The organism is Streptomyces sp. NPDC047117 (assembly GCF_040643545.1).
Lineage (GTDB): Bacteria > Actinomycetota > Actinomycetes > Streptomycetales > Streptomycetaceae > Streptomyces.
The window spans coordinates 25,498-46,998 of the sequence record NZ_JBEYUN010000020.1; the positions used below are offsets into that span (position 1 = coordinate 25,498).

The window sequence follows — 21,501 nt, forward strand, 5'->3', positions numbered from 1 at the left end:
GGGACAGTCGAGAAACAGCAGGGGAGCTGTGAGTGCGATGACGACGGTGCCGACACCGGCCGCGCCTGTGGTCTTCAAGGCCGCCTGTCCGGACTGCCGGGGCCGCTTCGAGCTGGCCTCGGACGCGCTGCGGCTGGCGATAGGCGGCAGCCGCCGCACCACCTTCTACTCCTTCACCTGCCCCGACTGCGGCTCCGCCGTCCGCAAGCCGGCCGGCGAACGCATCGTGGAGCTCCTGACCGGCGGCGGCGTACGGACGCTGCGGCTGCACACGGGGTGAGGAGGCGGGCTTCGCGCGTGCCTCCCCCGGGTAATCCCCCGGTGGGGGCACGGGCTCGTTCGATTCGCCCCGTAGGCGCCGGTAGGCTCGCCCCATGCTCTGGCCCATGATCGCCATCGCCATCGCCCTCGGCTTCCTCGGCCTCGCCGTCCTCGGTGTGCTCGCCGTCCGCGTCTTCGTCGAGGTACGCAGGCTCGCCCGGCAGGTGGAGCACGCCTCGCGCCGGATCCAGCAGGCCGCACAGGACCTGGAGCGGGCCGCCGGGCCGCTCGCCGGCAACGCCGGGGCAATGGCCGGAACCCGGCGGGAGACGGTCTGAAAATCGTCCGCCCACGGGCGGTACGCTGCTGGATGCGGGTCGACGAACGAGGCGCGGCCCGCAATCGGGAGTATGCACGGGGATTGCCGCCGGTTAACCCCCGCGCGTTACGATCGCTGGCAGCACGGCGAAACGGACGCTTGTCCGACCAGTCGGGCAGCCCCACCCCAGCCGCCTCGGTGAGAAGGTAAACACTTATGTTCACTGGAAAGATCGGCGCTCCCGAGATCATCCTCATTCTCGTCGTCGTCATCCTTCTGTTCGGAGCCAAGAAGCTCCCCGAGATGGCCCGCTCCCTCGGCAAGTCGGCGCGCATCCTCAAGAGCGAGGCGAAGGCGATGAAGTCCGAGGGCTCGCAGTCGCAGTCCGCGCCGTCCGACCCGCCGAACGACGCGCAGGGCGAGACGCCGAAGACGATCCAGGCCTCGCCCGGTGACGTGAACAGCTCCCGCCCGGTCGCCGAGCCGACCGACAGCACCACCAAGCGCTGATCCAGGGCCGACTGAGGCGGCGGCCCGGTACCGCTGCCCGCCGCACGAGATGAGGACGTGGGTTGCTCAAGTCTGCCCCCGACAAGGAAAAGAAGAACAAGGACCCCGAGGGGCGGATGCCCCTCGCGGAACACCTGCGTGAGCTCCGCAACCGGCTCGCGAAGGCCGTGCTGGCCATCGTGGTGACGAGCGTCATCGCGGCGTTCTTCTACCAGGACATCATCAACGTCATCACCAAGCCGGTGCTGCAGACGGTCGGGTGCGACCTGTCCTTCTCGGAGCTGGCGCAGAAGCAGGGCGGTGAGACCTGCGCCCGCATCGTGATGATGGACCTGCTCGGGCCCTTCACCTTCGCGCTGAAGGTGTCCCTGATGGCGGGCATGATCCTCTCCTCGCCGGTCTGGCTCTACCAGCTCTGGGCGTTCCTCGCGCCCGGTCTGCACCGCAGTGAGAAGAAGTACGCGCTCAGCTTCGTCGGCGCCGGCTTCCCGCTCTTCCTGGCCGGCGGCTACTTCGCGTACAACGTCCTGCCGACCACGGCCAAGGTGCTCATCGAGTTCACCCCGCCGGGCGTCGACAACCTCGTGACGCTGGAGAAGCTGCTCGACCTCGTCACGCGGATGATCGTCGTCTTCGGCCTCTCCTTCGAGCTGCCGCTGCTCCTGGTCCTGCTGAACATGGGCGGCGTGCTCACCGGCCGGCGCATGCTCGGCTGGTGGCGCGGAATGATCATGGGCATCACGGTCTTCGCGGCGGTCGCCACGCCCAGCGTCGACCCGGTGTCGATGATCCTGCTGGCGGCCCCCATCGCCGTCCTGTACTTCGCCGCCGTCGGCATCTCGCTCATGAACGACCGCCGCCGGGCCCGCGCGGTCGCCGCGGGCCCCGCCGACGACGAGGCGTCCGAGCTGGACCTCACCCCCGAGAGCATCGGCGGGATCGAGTCCGTCGACGCGCCGCGGGCCCTCCCGGAGCAGTCCGTGAACGGGCACGAGCTGGAGCGGCGCCGCAACGACATGGACGACATCACGTAACGCGTCCGCCCCGGTACGGGGTGTGCGAGGGCCGGTTCCGGGGTGGGACCGGCCCTCGCCGCGTTTTTGGGGTGCGGAGGATCGCGTGGCATAAAGATCGCGTGACTGTCAGAGGTGGCCGGTAGTCTCGTAGACACGATGACCGAGGACATGTCCCCTGCTGAGCGCTATGCCGCCGCGCGTACTCGCGCGGCCGAGCAGGCCACCGCACTCTTCCCTTTCAAGGAGATGTACGACTTCGCGCTGGACGCGTTCCAGATCGAGGCGTGCGAGGCCCTTGAGGCCGGCAAGGGTGTGCTGGTCGCCGCTCCCACCGGATCCGGCAAGACGATCGTCGGCGAGTTCGCCGTCCACCTGGCCCTGGAGCAGGGCCGCAAGTGTTTCTACACCACCCCCATCAAGGCTCTCTCCAACCAGAAGTACCAGGACCTGGTCAAGCGGTACGGCGCCGAGAAGGTCGGCCTGCTGACCGGCGACAACAGTGTCAACGGCGACGCCCCGGTGATCGTGATGACCACCGAGGTCCTGCGGAACATGCTGTACGCGGGCTCCCAGGCGCTGAACGGCCTCGGCTATGTGGTCATGGACGAGGTGCACTACCTCTCCGACCGCTTCCGCGGCGCCGTCTGGGAAGAGGTGATCATCCACCTGCCCGAGTCCGTGACGCTGGTGTCGCTGTCGGCGACCGTGTCCAACGCCGAGGAGTTCGGCGACTGGCTGGACACCGTACGCGGCGACACCGAGGTGATCGTCTCCGAGCACCGGCCCGTGCCCCTGTGGCAGCACGTCCTCGCCGGCCGCCGGATGTACGACCTCTTCGAGGAGAAGGAGGGCGGCGAGCCCGGCCGCGGCAAGCGCGAGGTCAACCCCGACCTGGTGCGGCTCGCGCGGATGGAGAACAGCCGCCCCACCTTCGGCCGGGACAAGCGCCGCGGCCGGAACAACCTCCGGGAGGCGGACCGCGAGCGGGACCGCCGCCAGCGCAGCCGCATCTGGACGCCCAGCCGCGCGGAGGTGATCGACCGGCTGGACAACGAGGGCCTGCTGCCCGCGATCACGTTCATCTTCAGCCGGGCCGGCTGCGAGGCGGCGGTGCAGCAGTGCCTGTACTCGGGCCTGCGGCTGAACGACCAGGCGGCGCGGGAGAAGGTCCGCAAGATCGTCGAGGCCCGTACGGCCGGCATCCCCGACGAGGACCTGCACGTCCTCGGCTACTTCGAGTGGCTGGAGGGCCTGGAGCGCGGCATCGCGGCGCACCACGCCGGCATGCTGCCCACCTTCAAGGAGGTGGTCGAGGAGCTGTTCGTGAAGGGCCTGGTCAAGGCCGTCTTCGCGACCGAGACCCTGGCGCTGGGCATCAACATGCCGGCCCGCTCCGTGGTCCTGGAGAAGCTCGTCAAGTGGAACGGCGAGCAGCACGCCGACATCACCCCCGGCGAGTACACCCAGCTCACCGGCCGGGCCGGGCGCCGCGGCATCGACGTCGAGGGCCACGCGGTGGTGCTGTGGCAGCGCGGCATGGACCCGGCCGCCGTCGCGGGCCTGGCGGGCACCCGTACGTACCCGCTGCGCTCCTCCTTCAAGCCGTCGTACAACATGGCGGTCAACCTCGTCTCGCAGTTCGGCCGGCACCGTTCGCGGGAGCTGCTGGAGATGTCCTTCGCGCAGTTCCAGGCCGACAAGTCGGTCGTCGGGATCTCGCGGCAGGTGCAGAAGAACGAAGAGGGCCTGGAGGGTTATCGCGAGGCGATGACCTGTCACCTCGGCGACTTCGAGGAGTACTCGCGGCTCCGCCGGGATCTGAAGGACCGTGAGACGGAGCTTGCCAAGCAGGGCGCGGCGCAGCGCCGTGCCGCCGCGGCCGCGGCGCTGGAGAAGCTCAAGCCGGGCGATGTGATCCACGTGCCGACGGGGAAGTTCGCGGGCCTGGCGCTGGTGCTCGACCCGGGCATGCCGTCCGGGCGGACCAACGGGCACCGCGGATACCACGCCGAGGACGGTCCGCGGCCGCTGGTGCTCACCGCGGAGCGGCAGGTCAAGCGGCTGGCGTCGATCGACTTCCCGGTGCCGGTGCAGCCGCTGGACCGGATGCGCATCCCCAAGTCGTTCAACGCGCGCAACCCGCAGTCGCGCCGGGACCTGGCCTCCGCGCTGCGGACCAAGGCCGGGCACATCCCGCCGGAGCGGCACCGCAAGAAGCGGTCGCAGGCCGCCGACGACAAGGAGATCGGCCGCCTGCGTGCCGCGCTCCGCGCGCATCCGTGCCACGGCTGCGACGAGCGCGAGGACCACGCGCGGTGGGCGGAGCGGTACCACCGGCTGCGGCGGGACACGCGGCAGCTGGAGCGCCGTATCGAGGGCCGTACGAACACCATCGCGCGTACCTTCGACCGGATCTGCGCGCTGCTGACCGAGCTGGACTATCTGCAGGGCGACACGGTCACGGACGAGGGGCGGCGGCTGGCGCGGCTCTACGGCGAGCTGGACCTGCTGGCGAGCGAGTGCCTGCGCGACGGCGTCTGGGAGGGCCTGTCGCCCCAGGAGCTGGCCGCGTGCGCATCGGCGCTGGTGTACGAGGCGCGGCAGGCGGACGACGCGGTCGCGCCGAAGCTGCCGTCGGGGAAGGCGCGGGCCGCGCTGGGCGAGATGGTGCGGATCTGGGGGCGGCTGGACGCTCTGGAGGAGGATCACCGGATCAACCAGGCGGAGGGCGTGGGCCAGCGCGAGCCGGACCTCGGCTTCGCGTGGGCGGCGTACCAGTGGGCGTCCGGCGTCGGCCTCGACGAGGTGCTCCGCGAGGCGGAGATGCCGGCCGGCGACTTCGTCCGCTGGTGCAAGCAGCTGATCGACGTCCTCGGCCAGATCGCGGCCGCCGCGCCGGAGGGCAGCACGGTCACCCGCGCCGCCCGCAAGGCGGTGGACGGGGTGCTGCGCGGCGTGGTCGCGTACTCGTCGGTGGGCTAGGTCCGGTCTCCCTCGGCACCGCGGTGTTGCGCGTCGGCGACGGCGAGCGCGGCAGCGCGGTGCCGTTCGCCTTGCCGCGTGCCCGGCGGACCCGGGCGCCGGGCGCCGTTCACGGTTGCCCGTCCGCCAGGGTGGGGGCGATTTCCGTGCGGGAGGAGCAGCCGAGTTTGCCCAGGATGTGTTCGACGTGGGCGTCCGCGGTGCGCTTGGAGATCACCAGGCGCTCGGCGATCTCCCGGTTGGACAGGCCCTGGCCGACCAGATCGGCGACCTCCCGCTCGCGCCGGGTGAGGCCGTTGCTCGTCTGCCGTTCGTCGTGCGCGGGCACCATCGTGCCGGGGAGGTCGGCGTCCGCCTCGGCGAGGTCGACCGCCGTCTGGACGGGCAGCTCGGCGCCGACCCGCCGCAGCCGTTCGAAGCGCGCTTGCCCCAGTGCTTCGGCGGCCTCCGCCCGCGCGCGGACGTAGGCGTCGACGAGGGTCGGCACGCCGAGCAGGACGGCCGACAGGTCCTCGCCGAGCTGCTCGGCCGCGCCCACGAGCCAGGCCGCGCGACCGTGGCGTTCCTGGCCGACGGCGAGCCAGGTCAGGATGGCCAGGCAGGCGGCCACCCCGTCCTTGTCGGCCATCCGGTATTTCTGCCGGACTCCGGTCCGTACGACGGGGGAGGCCGCCGCGATGTCCCCGGCGCGCCAGTGCGCGAGGCCCTGTGAGATGAACACGTAGCCGCGGACCCAGCTTTCGCCGGGATGTTCGGCGAGGAGGTCCTGGGCCTCGGCGGCGAGTGCCAGTGCCTTGTGCGGGTCGCCGCCGATGGCGTGCGCGATGCCGTAGTCCATCAGCGCCTTCGTCAGACCGGGGCCGTCGCCGAGGCGCTGGAAGCGGGCGCGGGCTTCCTCGAAGGCGGGCACGGCGGCGTGGACGTCGCCGTGGAGGATGCTCTGCATCGCCGTGTACTGGGTGGCGTGGGCCAGCAGCCGCTCGTCGCCGAGCCGTTCGGCGAGGGCGAGGGAATCGCTTGCCGCCGCGCGCGCCGCTTCGTGGTCGCCCTGGCGGACGGCGTACCAGCACAGCAGACGCAGCGCGTCCGCGCGCTCCGGTACCGGCTCGGGCACCTGCTCCAGGCACCGTGACAGCCATCGGCGCCCTTCACGGAAGTGCGACCCGAAGCCCCAGTAGTGCCCGAGGGAGACGGCGAAGGCCAGCGCCTCCCGGGCGTGCCCGGCCCGGAGACAGGCGTATTCGAGGGCGGCCCGCACGTTGGCGCGCTCGCGGTCCACCGTCCGGAACAGCTCCACCTGTTCGCTGCTGCACCAGTGGTCCTCGAAGTGCCGCGCCAGCGTCCGGTAGTGCGCCAGGTGCCGCTCCCGGCAGGCGGTCGCCTCGTCGGCGCCGAGGCCTGCCAGCCAGTCGGCACCGTACTCGCGGATGGTGTCGAGGAGGCGGTAGCGGACCTCCTCGCCGTCGGCGCCGTCCAGGCGGATGACGACCGACTTGTCGACGAGCCCGATGAGCGTTTCCACCACCCGGTGGGTGGCGAGCGTGCCGCCCCCGCACACCGCCCGTACGCCGGCCAGGTCGAAGGAGCCGGCGAAGACCGACAGCCGTGCCCACAGCAGCCGTTCGGCGTCCGTGCACAGCTCGTGGCTCCAGCCGATGGCTGTGCGGAGGGTCTGGTGACGGGCCAGTGCGGTGCGCCGGCCGCCGGTCAGGACCCGGAACCGCTCCTCCAGCAGGTCCACCAGCTGCGTGAGCCCCACCGCCCGCAGCCGGACCGTCGCCAGTTCGATCGCCAGCGGGATGCCGTCCAGGCGGCGGCAGAGCGTCTCGACGTCGGGGCGGGTCCGGTCCGTGAGGGCGAAGCCCGGGGTGGCGGCCGCGGCGCGCTGCGTGAAGAGTTCGACGGCCGTGCCGAGGGGCAGGGGCGGCACCGGGAAGACGTGCTCGCCCGGTACGTCGAGGGGCTGGCGGCTGGTGGCGAGGACGGTCACTCCGGGGGCCGCGCCGAGCACGATGTCCGCGAGCATCGCGCAGGCGTCGACCAGGTGCTCGCAGGTGTCCATGATCAGCAGCAGCTGCCGGTCCTGGAGGTGGTCGACGAGGGCGTCCAGTGGTTCGGCAGTGGACTGCGGCGGGACGCCGAGCAGCGTGCAGAGGGCGTTGGGCAGCAGTTCGGGGTCGCGCAGCGCGGTCAGCTCGGCCACGCAGAGGCCGTCGGCGAAGTCCTCCCGGACTGCGGCGGCCGCCCGCAGCGCGAGCCGCGTCTTGCCGACGCCGCCGGGCCCCAAGAGGGTGACCAGCCGGGCCCCGGCCAGCAGCCCGCGCACCTGAGCGAGTTCTTCCCTACGGCCGACGAAGCCGGTCAGCTCGACCGGGAGGTGGGCACTGCGCCGCCGGAACTCAACCGCCATGTCACCCGTCCCATGTGCCGACAGCCGGGGCGCCATACGGTACGCGGCGCGGGACACCCGGGAGGGCGGAACGGCGGTGCACCATCCGATGGGGGACCGGAACCGGGGACGCGGTGGCGCGGACACCGGCGCATCGGTTTCCCCTCGCGCCGGTGTCCGCTGCCGTGCGCGCTACGTTCCCGCCGTCGCGGACGCCGCCGGCGCCGTCCCCGCGGTACGGGCTCCCGGCGTACGGCTCCGTGCCGCCCGGAGGGCTAGGAACAGCAGGACGCCGATCGGGGAGAGCAGGACGGTCAGGACCAGCAGCGGGCCCATGACGAGCGAGTGGATGCCGAGGCGGCGGGCTTCGCGGTACATCCACTGGCCGAGGAAGAGGTCCCAGGCGATGACCTGGGCCCAGATCGCCGCCGCGCCGCCGTCCACCGTCATCAGGTCCTGGAACGAGCCCAGTTCGGGGCTCGACACCGCGGCCCAGAGCCGCGGGAGGACCGGTACGGCCAGCGCCAGGTAGACGGCGAGGACCGGCACCAGCGGCAGTGGCGAGGCGGCGACGCGGTCGGTCCACCGCCGGCCGGGCGCGAGGATCAGCAGGGCCCAGAAGGGCGCCGCGAGCCAGAAGGCGAGGTCGAAGAGGAAGCCGGTCATGCGGTGAGCTCCTGGGAACGGGCCGGGATGTCGGTGGTGTCGTCGTACGGGCGGGCCGGGGCGCGCAGCGCGGCGTACGTGCCGAGGGCGGTCGCCGCGAGCAGGGCGGCGAGGGCGCCCAGCGTCGGCGCGTCCGGGCGGAGGAGCGGCCGGCCGCGCAGGGCCTGCCAGGTCAGCAGGGCCAGCAGCCCGGTGTGCAGGCCCGCGGCGGCCAGGACGAGCCGCAGTCGTACCCGCTCGGCCCGCAGCCGGGGTATTCGGCGGCCGAGGGTGTCGAGGGCGAGCAGGAAGAGGGGCAGGGCCTGCAGTGCGTGCATGCCGACGAAGTGCGGTATGCGCAGGTCGCCGCCGGTGGTGCTCCAGCCGGTCAGCGGCATGGCGGGGCCGCCGTCCGGTACGCCGACGCTGTGCGCGCCGAGGGTGTCCCGCAGGCCCTGCGCCGCGGTGGCCTGCTGGTCGGGCGTGGGCATGGTCATCAGTGCGCCGAGTGCCAGGCCGGCCAGCGCGATCAGTGCGCCGAGCCGGACGGCCCGGGTGGCGGCGCGGTCGGCGGCCGGACCGCCGCGGAACTGGAGCGCGGCGATCACCAGGGTGGCGAGCCACAGGACGACGATGGTCGCGCCCATGACCTGGAAGAGCGCCGCGTCCAGCGGGGTGGCGGTGTTGAAGTGGCTGCGCCGGCCGCGGACCGTCTGGCCGATGACGACGGCCATCTCGACGGTGCCGGTCACGACGATGACCGTGCCGGCCCACCGGCCGGTACGGCTTCGCGCCGGGGACCGACCGAGCATCCAGGCGAGCGTCAGCCCGTAGAGCGCGAAGGAGATCGAGAACTTCAGCGGCTTGAGCCAGATCGGCGCGCCGACCAGCATCCGGTCGTCGGCCACGAGCCCGATCGCGGAGACGGCGGCCAGGGCGACCATGGCGAGCGAGAACCAGGTCAGTGGCGGGTGCGGTGAGGCTGCCGGACGCAGTGCGGGCAGGAGTGGAGCGGGCATGAGTGACCCCCGTCATCGTCATGTCGCGAGAATGGATAGTGGCACTCGCCGCTATCCGATAGTGCGACTATCTATGATGAGGGGGCGATCCGGCAAGACCTGAAGGGAAGTGAACGGCGCGTGCGCATCGGCGAGTTGAGCCGGCGGACCGGGGTGGCGGTACCGACGATCAAGTACTACGTCAGGGAGGGGCTCCTCCCGGCAGGCCGCCTGACCAGCCCGAACCAGGCGGACTACGACGAGACGCACGAGCGGCGGCTGCGGCTGGTGCGCGGCCTCCTGGAGGTCGGCGGGCTCTCCGTCTCGGCCGTGCGCGAAGTGCTGGCCGCGGTGGAGGACACGGACCGGCCGGTGCACAAAGTGCTCGGTGCGGCGCACAACAGCCTGACACCGCCGCCGGGCGCGGAGTCGGAGGAGCTGGTGGGGGCGCGCGAGGCCGTGGCCGCGCTGATCGAGCGGCGGGGGTGGCAGGCCGCGGCCGACCATCCGGCGGGCGAGGCGCTGGCCGCCGCGCTGGCCACGTTGCGGAGCCTGGGGCACGGCCGCTTCGAGGAGATGCTCGACGTCTACGCCGACGCCTGCGAGCGGATAGCGACGGCGGACCTGGCCTACGTGGGCGCCGTCGCGGAGGTGGAACGGCTGATCGAGAGCGTGGTCGTGGGCACCGTCATCGGCGACGCCGTGCTCTCGGCCATGCGGCGGCTGGCGCACACGGACGCCTCGGCCCGCATCTACGGCGAGTAGGCCATCTGACGGGGGAAAGGCCGTCCGGCGCACGGCAGAGGCGCCCGCCGGTGGGCGGGCGCCCAGTGGGGCGCGGGGCGGCGGGCTGTTCCGGACCGCGCTGCGCCAGAAGGTGCGCGATCCGTCGCCCCGGGGTCAGGAGGCGGCTGCCGGCTTCTCCTGCTCGGCCTCGACCGCCTCGTTCCACTCCTTCTTGGAGGCCTGCCAGCCGTCCTCGTCGTGGCCGCGGCGCCAGTAGCCGGAGATGGAGAGGTCGGCGCGCGGCACCTCGCGCTCGACGCGCAGCAGCCGGCGCAGCTCCTTCACGAAGCCCGCCTCGCCGTGCACGAACGCCTGGACGCGACCGGGCAGCCACTCCGTCCCGCGGACGGCCGCCACCAGCCGCTCGCCGACCGGCTCGTCGTTGCGGTGCAGCCAGACGATCTCCGCGCCGGCCGGGGCCCGCAGCTTCTGCTCCTCACGGGCGTCCGGCACCTCGATGAAGGCGCGCACCACCGCGTCCTCCGGCATCCGGGCGAGCGAGGCGGCGATGGCCGGCAGCGCGCTCTCGTCGCCGGCCAGCAGGTGCCAGTCGGCCGAGGCCTCGGGCACGTACGCGCCGCCGGGGCCGAGCAGGCGGATCTCCTCGCCGGCCTCGGCCTGCTGGGCCCACGGCCCGGCCAGGCCCTGGTCGCCGTGGACGACGAAGTCGATGGTCATCTCCAGGGTCTGCGGGTCCCAGGCGCGCACCGTGTACGTCCGGGTGCGGGGCCACTGGTCGCGCGGGAAGTCCGCCCGGATCTGCGCCATGTCGAACGGCTCCGGGTAGGTCACGCCCGGCACCGGGAAGAGCAGCTTGACGTAGTGGTCGCTGTACTCGCCGGCCTGGAAGTCCGCCAGGCCCGCGCCGCCCAGCACCACCCGCATCATGTGCGGGCTGAGGCGCTCGGTGTGGACCACCCGGGCGCGGTAGGTGACGGCCTTCTTGCGCGCGGGACGTTCGGCGGGACGGTCTGCTGCCACGATGGGCCCCCTGGACGTACTGAGAAATAAGTTAGGTACACCTAACCTAACAGCACATCATGAGAGTACGCCGAGGACGCGCTGGAGCGAACCGCCCAGCCCCCACCGGCCGGCCAGCTCCTCCAGCGTGGCCGGATCGGCCGGCTCCTTCGGCACTGCCGGGTCGAAGTCGGGCAGCGCGACGTCCCTGGCGACGCGGACGACCTCGGGGGCGACCTCCAGGTACGGGCGGGCCTCGGCCAGCCGCTTGCGCTGCGTGGGCGTGAGCTTCGCCGCCGGGTCGTCGACCGCGGCCATGATCCCGGCCAGGTCCCCGAAGGACGCCAGCAGCTTCGCCGCGGTCTTCTCGCCGATGCCCGGCACGCCCGGCAGGCCGTCGCTGGGGTCGCCGCGCAGCGTCGCCAGGTCGGCGTAGCCCGGGCCGTCCACGCCGTACTTCTCGCGGAGCCACGCCTCGTCGGTGAGCTGGAGGGTGCCGACGCCCTTGAGGGGGTAGAGCACGCGGACGCCGCGGGCGTCGTCGACGAGCTGGTAGAGGTCCCGGTCGCCGGTGACGATGTCGACAGGGCCGGCGGCCCGGGTCGCGAGGGTGCCGATGATGTCGTCCGCCTCGTACCCCGCCGCCCCGACGCGGGCGATGCCCAGCGCGTCCAGCACGGCCTCGATCACCGGGACCTGCGGCGAGAGCGTGTCGGGGATCTCCTCGGCGTCGGGCTCGGCGGAGCCCTCGGGGGCCTCCTCGGCGACGCGGTGCGCCTTGTACGTCGGGATCAGGTCCACCCGCCACTGGGGGCGCCAGTCGGCGTCCATGCAGGCCACCAGGTCGTCCGGGTGGTGGTCCTGGAGGAGGCGGGCGATGAAGTCCAGCAGGCCGCGGACGGCGTTCACGGGCGTGCCGTCGGGGGCGCGGACCGAGTCCGGCATGCCGAAGTAGGCACGGAAGTACAGCGAGGCGGTGTCGAGAAGCATCAGGCGTCGAGTCACACGCCGATGATGCCGCACCCCACTGACAACCCCTGACGTGCGGCTCCGTCACCGTGGGTCGCGTCTGGGTCGCGAGCGGGCGTGTCCGGGTCGCAAGTGACGCCGTGTCAAACCTGTGACCTTTGTGAGCCGTGTCACTGATGTGTTTGGTGTGAATAGAGGGGGGCAGGCGCGCATCCGGAGCGGAACCGGTAAGGGATTCAACTTTCTCTTTCCGGCGCAGGCGGCCCGAAGCCGTGCTGCTCCACGGCCCCTCCCCAGCCTTTCGGCCTGGGGATCACCCATGGCTGGGACGGGCCGTACCTTGGTTCAACTCGAGAGGTGTATGTGTCCAGGCTGCAAGCCGAGCACCTGTACAAAGTGTTCGGCAGACGACCCGATGACGCCGCGCGGAAACTCGAAGCCGGGGCGACCCGCGACGAGCTGCGCGCCGAGGGTACGACGGCAGCGGTGATCGACGCGTCGTTCACCGTGGACGAAGGCCAGATCTTCGTCGTCATGGGTCTGTCGGGTTCCGGCAAGTCCACGCTGCTGCGCATGCTGAACGGGCTGCTGGAGCCGACTGCGGGCAGTGTGCGGTTCGACGGCCAGGACCTGACCACGCTCAGCCCGAAAGAGCTGCGCCGGGTCCGTTCGCAGAAGATCTCCATGGTCTTCCAGCACTTCGCGCTCTTCCCGCACCGCAGCGTGCTGGAGAACGCCGCGTACGGCCTGGAGGTCCAGGGCGTGCCGAAGGCCGAGCGGAAGAAGCGCGCCCTTGAGGCGCTGGAGCTCGCGGGCCTGAAGGGCTGGGAGAAGTCCTGGCCCGACGAGCTGTCCGGCGGTATGCAGCAGCGTGTGGGCCTGGCCCGTGCGCTGGCCACCGACGCCGACCTGCTGCTGATGGACGAGTCCTTCAGCGCGCTGGACCCGCTGATCCGCCGCGACATGCAGGACCAGCTGCTGGAGCTGCAGAAGACGCTGAAGAAGACCATCGTCTTCATCACCCACGACCTGAACGAGGCCATGCGGCTCGGCGACCGGATCGCCGTCATGCGCGACGGCCGGGTCGTCCAGAACGGCACCGCCGAGGACATCCTCGTCCGGCCCTCCAACGACTACGTCGCCTCCTTCATCCAGGACGTCGACCGCACCCGCGTGCTGACCGCCGGCGCGATCATGACGGACGTGGCGTCGGTGCTGGGCGGCAAGGACGCGGACGGCGAGGAGATATCCACCGCCGAGCGGTTCCGTGCCGCGGCGCCCGCCACGGTCACCGAGGACACCCCGCTCGTCGACCTGTTCGCGCCCTGCTCGGCCAGCACGGTCCCGGTGGCCGTCGTCGACGCCGCCGGCGAGCTCGTCGGCGCCGTGCCCACGCAGCGGCTGCTGGCCGTGCTCGGCGAGGCCGAGGCGGACACCGCCCCCGCTGCCGGAGCGCCCGCCCAGCAGGCCCCCGCGGACGCGCCGGTGGACGAGAAGCCCGAGGACGAGAAGCCCGAGGACGGCAAGTCCGCTGACGGGAAGACGGCCGACGCCCCCGCGGCCGAGAAGGCCGGGGACGACAAGTCCGCCGGCGAGAGCAAGGTGATCGCCGGTGCCTAGGATCGAGATCGGCTCCTGGGCCGACGCCGCCGTCGACTGGCTGCGGTCGAACGTCGCCTGGCTCTTCGACGCCATCACCCACGTGCTCAACACGGTGTACGGCTTCTTCCACATGGTGCTCGCCGCGCCCGAGCCCCTGATCCTCGCGGGCATCCTCGCGGTGCTCGCCTGGTGGCTGCGCGGCTTCCTCGCCGCCGCACTGACCTTCCTCGGCTTCGCGCTGATCGACTCGATCGAACAGTGGGGCGCCACCATGGAGAGCCTCTCCCTGGTGCTGGTGGCCTGCCTGGTCATCGTCGTCATCTCGGTGCCGCTGGGCATCTGGGCCGCCCGCAACCGTGCGGTCAGCGGTGCGGTGCGCCCGGTCCTGGACCTGATGCAGACGATGCCGGCGATGGTCTACCTCATCCCGGGCATCCTCTTCTTCGGCCTCGGCGTGGTCCCCGGCATCGTGGCGACCATCGTCTTCGCCATGCCGCCCGCCGTCCGCATGACCGAGCTGGGCATCCGGCAGGTCGACGAGGAGCTGGTGGAGGCGGCCGACGCCTTCGGCACGCACCCGCGCCGCACGCTCTTCCGCGTGCAGATCCCGCTCGCGCTGCCCACGATCATGGCCGGCATCAACCAGGTCATCATGCTGGCGCTGTCCATGGTCGTCATCGCCGGCATGGTCGGCGGCGGCGGTCTGGGCTCCTCCGTCTACGACGCGATCAGCTCCGTCGACGTGGGCCTGGGCTCCGAGGCCGGTCTCGCGGTGGTCATCCTCGCCATGTACCTGGACCGGATGACCGGCGCCCTGAACCAGCGGGTCTCGCCGCTCGGCCGGCGCGCGCTGGCCAAGGCGCAGGCCGCGCTCGGCGGCTGGAAGTTCCTGCAGTGGCGCCCGGCGACCTCGCTCGCGATGGTCGGCGTGGTCGTGCTCGCGCTGGCCGCGGGCGGCATGAACGCCTTCGGCGGCAAGGGCGACGACGCGGCGGCCGGCATCGGCGGCGGCCGTTCGATCAACCTGGGCTACGTCAACTGGGACGAGGGCAAGGCCACCACGTACCTGTGGAAGGAGCTGCTGGAGCAGCGCGGCTTCAAGCCCAAGGCGCAGGCCCTGGAGGCCGGCGCGCTCTACACGGGCCAGGCCCAGGGCGACATCGACGTGCAGACCAACTCCTGGCTGCCGGTGACGCACGAGTCGTACTGGAAGAAGTACAAGAACAAGCTCGAGGACTACGGCGCCTGGTACGACAAGACCTCCCTGGAGATCGCCGTACCGTCCTACGTCAAGGGCGTGAAGACGCTCGACGACCTCAAGGGCAAGGGCGAGCAGTTCGGCGGCAAGCTCACCGGCATCGAGCCGGGCGCCGGCGAGATGAAGATCGTCAAGGACAAGGTCCTCAAGGACTACGGCCTGGACGGCGAGTACAAGCTCCAGCAGTCCAGCACCTCCTCGATGCTGGCCGAGCTGGACCGCTCGATCAAGGCCAAGAAGCCGATCGCGGTGACCCTGTGGTCCCCGCACTGGGCGTACAGCAAGTACAAGCTGACCAAGCTCAAGGACCCCAAGGGCTCCTTCGGCTCCGGTGACGGCATCCACGCCCTCGGCCGCAAGGGCTTCTCCAAGGACGAGCCGCAGGTCGCCTCGTGGATGAAGAAGTTCCACCTGAGCGAGGAGCAGCTCACCAGCCTGGAGGCGGAGATCCAGGACGCCGGCAAGGGGCACGAGCAGGACGGCGTCAAGGCCTGGCTGAAGAAGAACCCGGGCATGGCCGACAAGCTGGCCCCGGCCCCGGGCGCGTACGCCAAGGGCAAGGACGCCGGTGCCGCGCCGAACATCGGCTACCCGTCCTGGGACGAGGGCATCGCCACCTCCTTCCTGTGGAAGTACGTCCTGGAGCAGCGCGGCTACAAGCCGAAGATGCGCAACCTCGACGTGGGCCCGATGTGGACCGGGCTGTCCACCGGCCAGGTCGACGTGGAGATGGACGCCTGGCTGCCGGTCGCGCAGAAGCAGTACTGGGAGAAGTACAAGAAGGATCTCGTCGACCTCGGTGCGTGGTACGACAAGACCTCTCTGGAGATCGCGGTGCCTTCCTATGTGAAGGGCGTGAAGTCCATGGAGGATCTGAAGAAGCGCAAGGACGAGTTCAAGGGCAAGATCATCGGAATTGAGCCGGGCACCGGCCAGATGAAGCGCCTGAAGAGCAAGGTCCTGCCCGCGTACGGCCTGGAGGACATGAAGGTCACCGAGGCCGGTACCAGCGCCATGCTCGCCGAGCTGGAGCGGTCCTACGCCAAGAAGGAGCCCATCGCGGTCGTCCTGTGGTCGCCGCACTGGGCGTACGACGAGTACGACCTGACCAAGCTGAAGGACCCGAAGAAGACCTGGGGCGCCAACAACCAGATCAAGACGGTCGCGAACAAGGGCTTCCCCAAGAAGTACTCCGAGTTCAACGGCTGGCTGAAGAACTGGCACATGAAGCCCGAGGAGCTGGCGAGCCTGGAGCAGGCCGTCAACAAGGCGGGCACCGGCCATGAGGAGGAGGGCGTCAAGAAGTGGGTCGACGCCCACCCGGGCATCGTCGACGAGATGGCGCCGGTGAAGTGACGCCGTACCGGTTCTGACCGGCCGTCGCCTTCGCAGGAACGGGCCCCGCCACCGCACTCCGGTGGCGGGGCCCGTCCGCGTCCGCACAGGCTCTACCGTGGGGCGATGACCTCTCACGCCGTCGTACGCAAGGTGGTCTCCCTCGTCCCCTCGCTGACCGAGGCGGTCGCCGGCACCGCGCCCGAACTGCTGGCCGGCGTCACGGACTGGTGCAGCCACCCCGCGGGTCTCGACGTCCCGCGCGTCGGCGGGACCAAGAACCCCGACACCGCGCGGATCGCGGCGCTCGCCCCCGACCTGGTGATCGCCAACGAGGAGGAGAACCGCCCCGCCGACCTCGCCGCGCTCCGCGCCGCCGGGCTGGACGTGCTGGTCACCGAGGTCCGCGACCTGCCGCAGGCCTTCCGCGAACTGGACCGCGTCCTCGTGCGCGGCTGCGGACTCGCCCGCCCCGGTTGGCTGGACGCGGCGGAGGCGGCCTGGCGCGAGGTCCCGGCGTACGACCCGGACCGGACCGCCGTGGTGCCCATCTGGCGGCGGCCGTGGATGGTGCTCGGCCGGGACACCTTCGCGGGCGATCTGCTGGCCCGGCTGGGCGTGCGCAACCTCTACGCGGACCACGCCGACCGCTACCCGAAGATCCCCCTCGACGAGCTGAACGCCCGCGGCGCCGACCTCGTCGTGCTGCCCGACGAGCCGTACCGCTTCACCGCCGACGACGGGCCCGAAGCCTTCCCCGGGCTGCCGGCCGCGCTGGTCAGCGGCCGCCATCTCACCTGGTACGGCCCGTCGCTGGCGGAGGCTCCCGGGGTGCTGCGGGCGGCGCTGGAAGCGGCCGCGTAGCGGTACGGGCGGCGCGCCGGCGTCCCCTGCCGGTGCACCGCCCGCGAGCAGTCGTGCGGGTCAGGCGGGCGTGGGGGCCGGGGCCGAGGCGGGCGGCGCGAGGAGCGTGCCCCGGAAGAGGCCGCGGGCCGTGTACACGAAGGCCGTCAGCCAGCCCGCCACCAGGAGCAGGTACAGCCCGACGGTGAGCCAGTCGTACAGGGCCAGGCCGGTGTGGCCGGCCAGCCCGGCGGCGCCGGTGACGCAGGTGCCGACGGGGAAGGTGAACGCCCACCAGGTCATCGAGAAGCGCATGCCGCCGCGGAACGCGCGGGCCACCAGCGCGGCGGAGAACAGCAGCCACAGCAGCGCGAAGCCCATCACCGGCACGCCGTACAGCACGGAGAACGCGGTCATCGCGCCGCGGTACGCGGAACCGGCGGCGGGCGCGGCGTTCGCGAGGTTGCTCACCGCGGTCGTGGACTGGCCGAGCGGGCCGAGCACGAGGACCAGCGCGGGGGTCGCGGCGAGCGGCAGCGGGCCGTGGTGGATCAGCCGGGAGAGCACCAGCGGCAGCATGGCCAGCACGGTCAGCAGGGACAGGCCGAACATGCCGTAACAGCCCAGCAGCATGGCGGACCGCCACTGGCCGGCGGGCAGGTGCGGGATCAGCCCCGGGCCGATGGCGGCGGAGACCATCGGCGCGACGATCGGCAGCAGCCAGGCGGGGGAGGCGGTGCCCACGTCGATGCGGTGCCGGGTCACCATCAGGTACGGGACGGCCGCCGCCGCGGCCAGGCCGGTCACGGTCCCCGCGATCCACAGCACGGCGTCGACCGCCACCGCTGCGGACACCCCGATCACGTCCTTGCCGACGGCGAGCGTGCCGCCGCCCACCGCCAGCAGGGCCATCGCCAGGCAGCCGTAGAACGGGGCCACCGCCGGGTCGAGCAGGTGCGCTCTGGCCTGGTCGGTGTGGCGGATCCAGTGCGCGGCGCGGGCGACGAGCAGGACGGCCAGCAGGACGGCCGACAGCGCCCAGACGACTTCGAGGACGGCGCGCAGCGCGGCGGAGTGCGCCGGGAGGGTGGCACCGGCGTTGGCGATGATGGCCGTGCCCATGACGGCGGCGTACCAGTTGGGGCCGAGGTGCCGTACGGAGCCGCGGGTGCGGCCGCCGGGACCGGTCACCGGGCGGGAGCGGGGATGCGCGAGGGTAGCCATGCCTCCAGCGTTCCGCCGCGGGCCCCACCCCACCAGGGGCCATTCCTCTATGAGGGCATAAGCTGGAGTTATGAGCGGTGAAGCGGAGCGGACGCACGGGGACGGCGCGGCGGAGGGTACGGCTGAGGGGGCGCACGACGGCCGGCTGGCGCATCGCGTCCCGGAGCTGGGCGCGCTGGAGCTGCTGCTCGCGGTGGCCCGGCTGGGCAGCCTGGGCCGCGCCGCCAAGGAACTGGGCATCACCCAGCCCGCCGCCAGCAGCCGGCTGCGCGCCATGGAGCGGCAGTTGGGCGTCGGGCTGGTCGAGCGCTCGCCCCGCGGCTCCCGGCTCACCGACGCCGGTGCGCTGGTCACGGACTGGGCGCGGCGGATCGTGGAGGCGGCCGAGGCGTTCGACGCGGGCGCGCAGGCGCTGCGGGCCCGCCGGGACTCCCGGCTCCGCGTGGCCGCGAGCATGACCATCGCCGAGTACCTCCTCCCCGGCTGGCTGATCGCGCTGCGCTCCCAGCGCCCGGACACCGCGGTGTCGCTGTCCGCCGGCAACTCCACCGTGGTCGCGGAGCGGGTCCTCTCCGGCGAGGCCGACCTCGGCTTCGTGGAGGGCCTGGACGTACCGTCCGGCCTGGACGGCGCGGTCATCGGCCACGACCGGCTGATGGTGGTCGCCGCCCCGTCCCACCCATGGGCCCGCCGCCGCACCCCCCTGACCGGCCGCGAACTGGCCGCCACCCCCCTGATCCTCCGCGAACAGGGCTCCGGCACCCGCCAGGTCCTCGACGCGGCCCTCGCCGCCTGCGGCCCCCTCGCACCCCCGCTCCTCGAACTGGCCTCCACCACCGCGGTAAAGGCCGCGGCGGTCAGCGGCGCCGGCCCCTCGGTCCTCAGTGAACTCGCCGTCGGCGAAGAACTGGCGGCCCGCCGCCTGGTCGAGGTCCCGGTCCCCGGCATCCGCCTGGGCCGCGACCTACGAGCGGTATGGCCCACAGGCCAACGCCCCACGGGGCCGGCCCGGCATTTGCTGGGGCTGACGCGGGCGACGGGCTGACGTCTTCTGATTCGCCAATCAGTGCCCACTCGGACGGGGACTCACGGGGAACCGCGAACCGCGGATCGCGTCGGGCACGCGGTCAGCGATGGGTGTGGGCCGGCGGCCCGGCTGTTGCCCTACAGCGACCCGGCGCCTTCGGGCGCGACGAGTACGCCGTCGTGCCTGTGAAGGTCCCACTCCTGGTCACATGCGCTGGCGACCGGATCCGGCGGGCGGGTCGGCGAATACCCCCTGGAGCATGCCGGTGGCCTGGCCGACTTCGATGAGGTAACCGTCGGGGTCGCGCAGATAGCAGCGCAGCTCGGCCTTGCGGTCGAGAGGCTCCGTGAGGAACTCCGCGCCTTTGGCGACGGCGTCGGCGTAGAAGGCGCCGATGTCGGCGACGCGGACGTTCAGAAAGCTGGACACCGTGTCGTCGTTCTCCGGCGGTGCAAGGGTCACGCCGGGCTTGTCGGGGGTGGGCCCGCCTCCGGGGTTCATGATGATCCAGCTGTTGGCCACCTTCACGATGACCGGGTTCTCCTCCAGTACGACCTCGCCGCCGAAGACATCGGCGTAGAAGCGCCGCGATTTCGCGACGTCGCGCACGGTCAGGAAGTGGGTGAGGACGAGCCCGTGCTCAGGTGCGGGCAGATCGCCGTGAGTCGTCATCGCTGTGGCCCTTTCTGTGGGGGGAGAGCCAGCCGGATCACACCGGGCTGCACCTTGTACATGTCCGGACCGGCCCAGCCCGAGTACCCCGGCTGGACTGCGCATATGCCGCCGAGGTCCGGTCGCGCTCCTGCCGGTACGGGTGTAAGGGCACCGCGGTCGACAGCCGGTATGGCTGCCCGGTCTGCACTGGTTCACACGAAGGCAGGGTGCCGCCTGACCGGGGTGTCCGCGCAGTGCATGGATGTCGGCGCGGAGGTGGCGGAGGAGCTGCCGGCCGCGTAGCCGGGGCGCCCGAACGCCCGGCAGGCCCGGGCCGGCTTCGAAACGCCCCCGGGCCTGTGGCGGTATGCGCTCGGTGCACGGACCGACCGCGTCGGGGCCGGACCGATCACGGTATGCCGCTGGGAGTCCGGCCCTGGGGCCTGGTGAAGAGTGCCGTCAGTATCACCGCCGTAATAGCCCCCGCCGGTACTCCGCTGCCGAACAAGGTGCGGGCCCAGGTGGGGAGGGGGGTGTAGAGGTCGGGGGCGAGGATGGGGAGGAGGCCGGCGAGGAGGGTGAGGGCGACGACGGTGATGACCGGGCCCTCGAAGGTGTCGGCGCGGCGGAGCATGCCGAGGCCCATCGCGGCGATCACGGCGTAGATGACCAGGCCCGCGCCGCCCACCACGGGGGTGGGGAGGGCCGCCAGCAGGCGGGAGACCGGGGCGAGCAGGCCGGTCAGGACGAGCAGCGCCCCGGCGCCGGCGGTGACGAAGCGGCTGCGGACGCGGGTGAGTTGGACGATGCCGATGTTCTCGGCGCTGGTCACCATGATGGAGGTGCCCAGCAGGCCCGCGGCGAGGGAGGTGAGGGCGTCGGCACGGACCGTGCGCGGCACGTCGCGGGCGGGGGCCGGTTCGCGGCCCACCGCTTCGCTGTTGAGGACCGTCTGCCCCGTTGCCTCGGCGAGCGAGGCGAGGGTGAAGACGATGAGGGGGACGGCGGCGAGGAGATCGAAGTGCGGGGCGCCGTAAGGGAAGGGGTGGGGGAGGGCGAGTACCGGGCCGCCGGCCGGTACGGCGTGCGTGCCCGTACCGGTGAGCAGTGCCGCCGCCGTGCCCGCCGCGATGCCCAGCAGCACCGACATCTGCCGCCACACGCCGGGCAGTACGAGGTAGCAGAGTGCGGTGGCGCCGATGGTGACGAGGGCCAGCCAGGTGTCGTGGGCGATCATCGGGGCCGTCACGTTGACCATGTTGATGCCGATGAGAAGGACGGTGGTGCCGAGGACCACCGGTGGGAAGAACCGCACGATGTGGCGGTAGAGGGGGAGGACGGCGAGGAGGAAGGCGGCGGCGATGAGGACGGAGCCGGAGGCGGTGGCGGCGCCGTGTTCCTTGGCGGTCTGCAGGAAGATCGCCACCGCCGCGCCGCCCGGGAGCATGACGAACGGCAGCCGCGCGCCGATCCGCAGGACGCCGAAGGACTGGAGGAGGGCGCCGGCCCCGCACAGCACGAGTGTCGCGCTGAGCAGGGCCGCCGTGCGGTCCGGGGACAGGCCGAGGCCCGTGGCGATCAGGAACGCGGTGGAGACCGGGGCCGCGAGCATCGCGAGGACGTGCTGCGCGGCCAGGGGGAGGAGGCGGAGCAGCGGGAGCCGCTCGTCCACCGGGTGCACGGCGGCCTCGGCGCGGGTGGTGCCGGCGGGGGCCGTCACCGG

Annotated in this window: 18 protein-coding genes; 10 read left to right on the forward strand and 8 right to left on the reverse strand. The window is 72.1% G+C overall.

Going from position 1 to position 21,501, the window contains the following annotated elements; genetic code table 11:
- Nucleotides 1-37: 37 nt before the first annotated feature.
- The 5 genes from ABZ840_RS30585 (at nt 38) to ABZ840_RS30605 (ending at nt 5,088) form a co-directional block, all read left to right on the forward strand.
- The gene (locus ABZ840_RS30585) at nt 38-280 is read left to right on the forward strand and encodes a hypothetical protein (protein ID WP_052867442.1); all 243 of its coding nucleotides are present in this window, start codon (nt 38-40) and stop codon (nt 278-280) included.
- A 94-nt stretch (nt 281-374) separates the two neighbouring features.
- Nucleotides 375-599: a hypothetical protein gene (locus tag ABZ840_RS30590; RefSeq protein ID WP_361564893.1), complete on the forward strand. Its 225-nt coding sequence runs from the start codon at nt 375-377 to the stop codon at nt 597-599.
- 197 nt (nt 600-796) lie between these two features.
- Nucleotides 797-1,090, forward strand: coding sequence for a Sec-independent protein translocase subunit TatA (gene tatA, locus ABZ840_RS30595; protein WP_031062580.1), 294 nt, complete (start codon nt 797-799; stop codon nt 1,088-1,090).
- A 62-nt stretch (nt 1,091-1,152) separates the two neighbouring features.
- Nucleotides 1,153-2,124: a twin-arginine translocase subunit TatC gene (gene tatC / locus ABZ840_RS30600; RefSeq protein ID WP_361564896.1), complete on the forward strand. Its 972-nt coding sequence runs from the start codon at nt 1,153-1,155 to the stop codon at nt 2,122-2,124.
- A 138-nt stretch (nt 2,125-2,262) separates the two neighbouring features.
- Nucleotides 2,263-5,088 (forward strand): DEAD/DEAH box helicase, encoded by a 2,826-nt coding sequence (locus tag ABZ840_RS30605; protein WP_361564899.1) that lies wholly within the window; start codon nt 2,263-2,265, stop codon nt 5,086-5,088.
- 109 nt (nt 5,089-5,197) lie between these two features.
- Here the strand turns inward: ABZ840_RS30605 and ABZ840_RS30610 are convergent, their stop codons facing one another.
- The 3 genes from ABZ840_RS30610 to ABZ840_RS30620 form a co-directional block, all read right to left on the reverse strand.
- Nucleotides 5,198-7,498, reverse strand: coding sequence for a LuxR C-terminal-related transcriptional regulator (locus ABZ840_RS30610; RefSeq protein WP_361564902.1), 2,301 nt, complete (start codon nt 7,496-7,498; stop codon nt 5,198-5,200).
- Nucleotides 7,499-7,669: 171 nt separating this feature from the next.
- Complete coding sequence (locus ABZ840_RS30615) at nt 7,670-8,143, reverse strand: ABA4-like family protein (protein ID WP_361564905.1); 474 nt, start codon at nt 8,141-8,143, stop codon at nt 7,670-7,672.
- A complete protein-coding gene (locus ABZ840_RS30620; RefSeq protein WP_361565215.1) occupies nt 8,140-9,066 on the reverse strand; it encodes a hypothetical protein in 927 nt (308 codons plus the stop codon). Before ABZ840_RS30620 ends, ABZ840_RS30615 begins: the two co-directional genes overlap by 4 nt.
- 195 nt (nt 9,067-9,261) lie before the next feature.
- Here ABZ840_RS30620 and ABZ840_RS30625 point away from each other — a divergent pair, with 195 nt between their 5' ends.
- A complete protein-coding gene (locus tag ABZ840_RS30625; RefSeq protein ID WP_361564908.1) occupies nt 9,262-9,885 on the forward strand; it encodes a MerR family transcriptional regulator in 624 nt (207 codons plus the stop codon).
- A gap of 135 nt (nt 9,886-10,020) precedes the next feature.
- On the opposite strand, the gene ABZ840_RS30630 is transcribed toward ABZ840_RS30625, so the two are convergent.
- Both ABZ840_RS30630 and ABZ840_RS30635 read right to left on the reverse strand, forming a co-directional pair.
- Nucleotides 10,021-10,887: a siderophore-interacting protein gene (locus tag ABZ840_RS30630; RefSeq protein WP_361564911.1), complete on the reverse strand. Its 867-nt coding sequence runs from the start codon at nt 10,885-10,887 to the stop codon at nt 10,021-10,023.
- 57 nt (nt 10,888-10,944) lie between these two features.
- Nucleotides 10,945-11,856 (reverse strand): 5'-3' exonuclease, encoded by a 912-nt coding sequence (locus ABZ840_RS30635; RefSeq protein ID WP_361565218.1) that lies wholly within the window; start codon nt 11,854-11,856, stop codon nt 10,945-10,947.
- A 342-nt stretch (nt 11,857-12,198) separates the two neighbouring features.
- Between ABZ840_RS30635 and ABZ840_RS30640 the strand changes: the two genes are divergently transcribed.
- From ABZ840_RS30640 to ABZ840_RS30650, 3 genes are all read left to right on the forward strand, one after another.
- Nucleotides 12,199-13,455 (forward strand): glycine betaine/L-proline ABC transporter ATP-binding protein, encoded by a 1,257-nt coding sequence (locus tag ABZ840_RS30640; protein WP_361564914.1) that lies wholly within the window; start codon nt 12,199-12,201, stop codon nt 13,453-13,455.
- On the forward strand, nt 13,448-16,051 hold the full coding sequence (locus ABZ840_RS30645; protein WP_361564917.1) for an ABC transporter permease/substrate binding protein: 2,604 nt from the start codon (nt 13,448-13,450) through the stop codon (nt 16,049-16,051). Before ABZ840_RS30640 ends, ABZ840_RS30645 begins: the two co-directional genes overlap by 8 nt.
- A gap of 105 nt (nt 16,052-16,156) precedes the next feature.
- Complete coding sequence (locus ABZ840_RS30650) at nt 16,157-16,894, forward strand: helical backbone metal receptor (RefSeq protein ID WP_361564919.1); 738 nt, start codon at nt 16,157-16,159, stop codon at nt 16,892-16,894.
- 60 nt (nt 16,895-16,954) lie between these two features.
- Here ABZ840_RS30650 and ABZ840_RS30655 read toward each other — a convergent pair whose 3' ends face one another.
- Complete coding sequence (locus ABZ840_RS30655) at nt 16,955-18,097, reverse strand: TDT family transporter (RefSeq protein ID WP_361564922.1); 1,143 nt, start codon at nt 18,095-18,097, stop codon at nt 16,955-16,957.
- 70 nt (nt 18,098-18,167) lie between these two features.
- On the opposite strand from ABZ840_RS30655, the gene ABZ840_RS30660 reads away from it, so the two are divergent.
- A complete protein-coding gene (locus ABZ840_RS30660; RefSeq protein WP_361564924.1) occupies nt 18,168-19,142 on the forward strand; it encodes a LysR family transcriptional regulator in 975 nt (324 codons plus the stop codon).
- A 186-nt stretch (nt 19,143-19,328) separates the two neighbouring features.
- Here the strand turns inward: ABZ840_RS30660 and ABZ840_RS30665 are convergent, their stop codons facing one another.
- Both ABZ840_RS30665 and ABZ840_RS30670 read right to left on the reverse strand, forming a co-directional pair.
- Nucleotides 19,329-19,796, reverse strand: a complete 468-nt coding sequence (locus tag ABZ840_RS30665; RefSeq protein ID WP_361564927.1) for a VOC family protein — start codon at nt 19,794-19,796, stop codon at nt 19,329-19,331.
- Nucleotides 19,797-20,187: 391 nt separating this feature from the next.
- The gene (locus ABZ840_RS30670) at nt 20,188-21,498 is read right to left on the reverse strand and encodes a solute carrier family 23 protein (RefSeq protein ID WP_361564930.1); all 1,311 of its coding nucleotides are present in this window, start codon (nt 21,496-21,498) and stop codon (nt 20,188-20,190) included.
- Nucleotides 21,499-21,501: the final 3 nt, after the last annotated feature.

Bases quoted from the DNA above. Each gene is read 5' to 3' on its own strand.
- ABZ840_RS30655 (WP_361564922.1), bottom strand. From the start codon at position 18,097: ATGGCTACCCTCGCGCATCCCCGCTCCCGCCCGGTGACCGGTCCCGGC.
- ABZ840_RS30605 (WP_361564899.1), top strand. From the start codon at position 2,263: ATGACCGAGGACATGTCCCCTGCTGAGCGCTATGCCGCCGCGCGTACT.
- tatA (WP_031062580.1), top strand. From the start codon at position 797: ATGTTCACTGGAAAGATCGGCGCTCCCGAGATCATCCTCATTCTCGTC.
- ABZ840_RS30615 (WP_361564905.1), bottom strand. From the start codon at position 8,143: ATGACCGGCTTCCTCTTCGACCTCGCCTTCTGGCTCGCGGCGCCCTTC.
- ABZ840_RS30635 (WP_361565218.1), bottom strand. From the start codon at position 11,856: ATGCTTCTCGACACCGCCTCGCTGTACTTCCGTGCCTACTTCGGCATG.
- ABZ840_RS30585 (WP_052867442.1), top strand. From the start codon at position 38: ATGACGACGGTGCCGACACCGGCCGCGCCTGTGGTCTTCAAGGCCGCC.
- ABZ840_RS30610 (WP_361564902.1), bottom strand. From the start codon at position 7,498: ATGGCGGTTGAGTTCCGGCGGCGCAGTGCCCACCTCCCGGTCGAGCTG.
- ABZ840_RS30590 (WP_361564893.1), top strand. From the start codon at position 375: ATGCTCTGGCCCATGATCGCCATCGCCATCGCCCTCGGCTTCCTCGGC.
- ABZ840_RS30650 (WP_361564919.1), top strand. From the start codon at position 16,157: ATGACCTCTCACGCCGTCGTACGCAAGGTGGTCTCCCTCGTCCCCTCG.
- ABZ840_RS30665 (WP_361564927.1), bottom strand. From the start codon at position 19,796: ATGACGACTCACGGCGATCTGCCCGCACCTGAGCACGGGCTCGTCCTC.
- ABZ840_RS30620 (WP_361565215.1), bottom strand. From the start codon at position 9,066: ATGGTCGCCCTGGCCGCCGTCTCCGCGATCGGGCTCGTGGCCGACGAC.
- ABZ840_RS30660 (WP_361564924.1), top strand. From the start codon at position 18,168: ATGAGCGGTGAAGCGGAGCGGACGCACGGGGACGGCGCGGCGGAGGGT.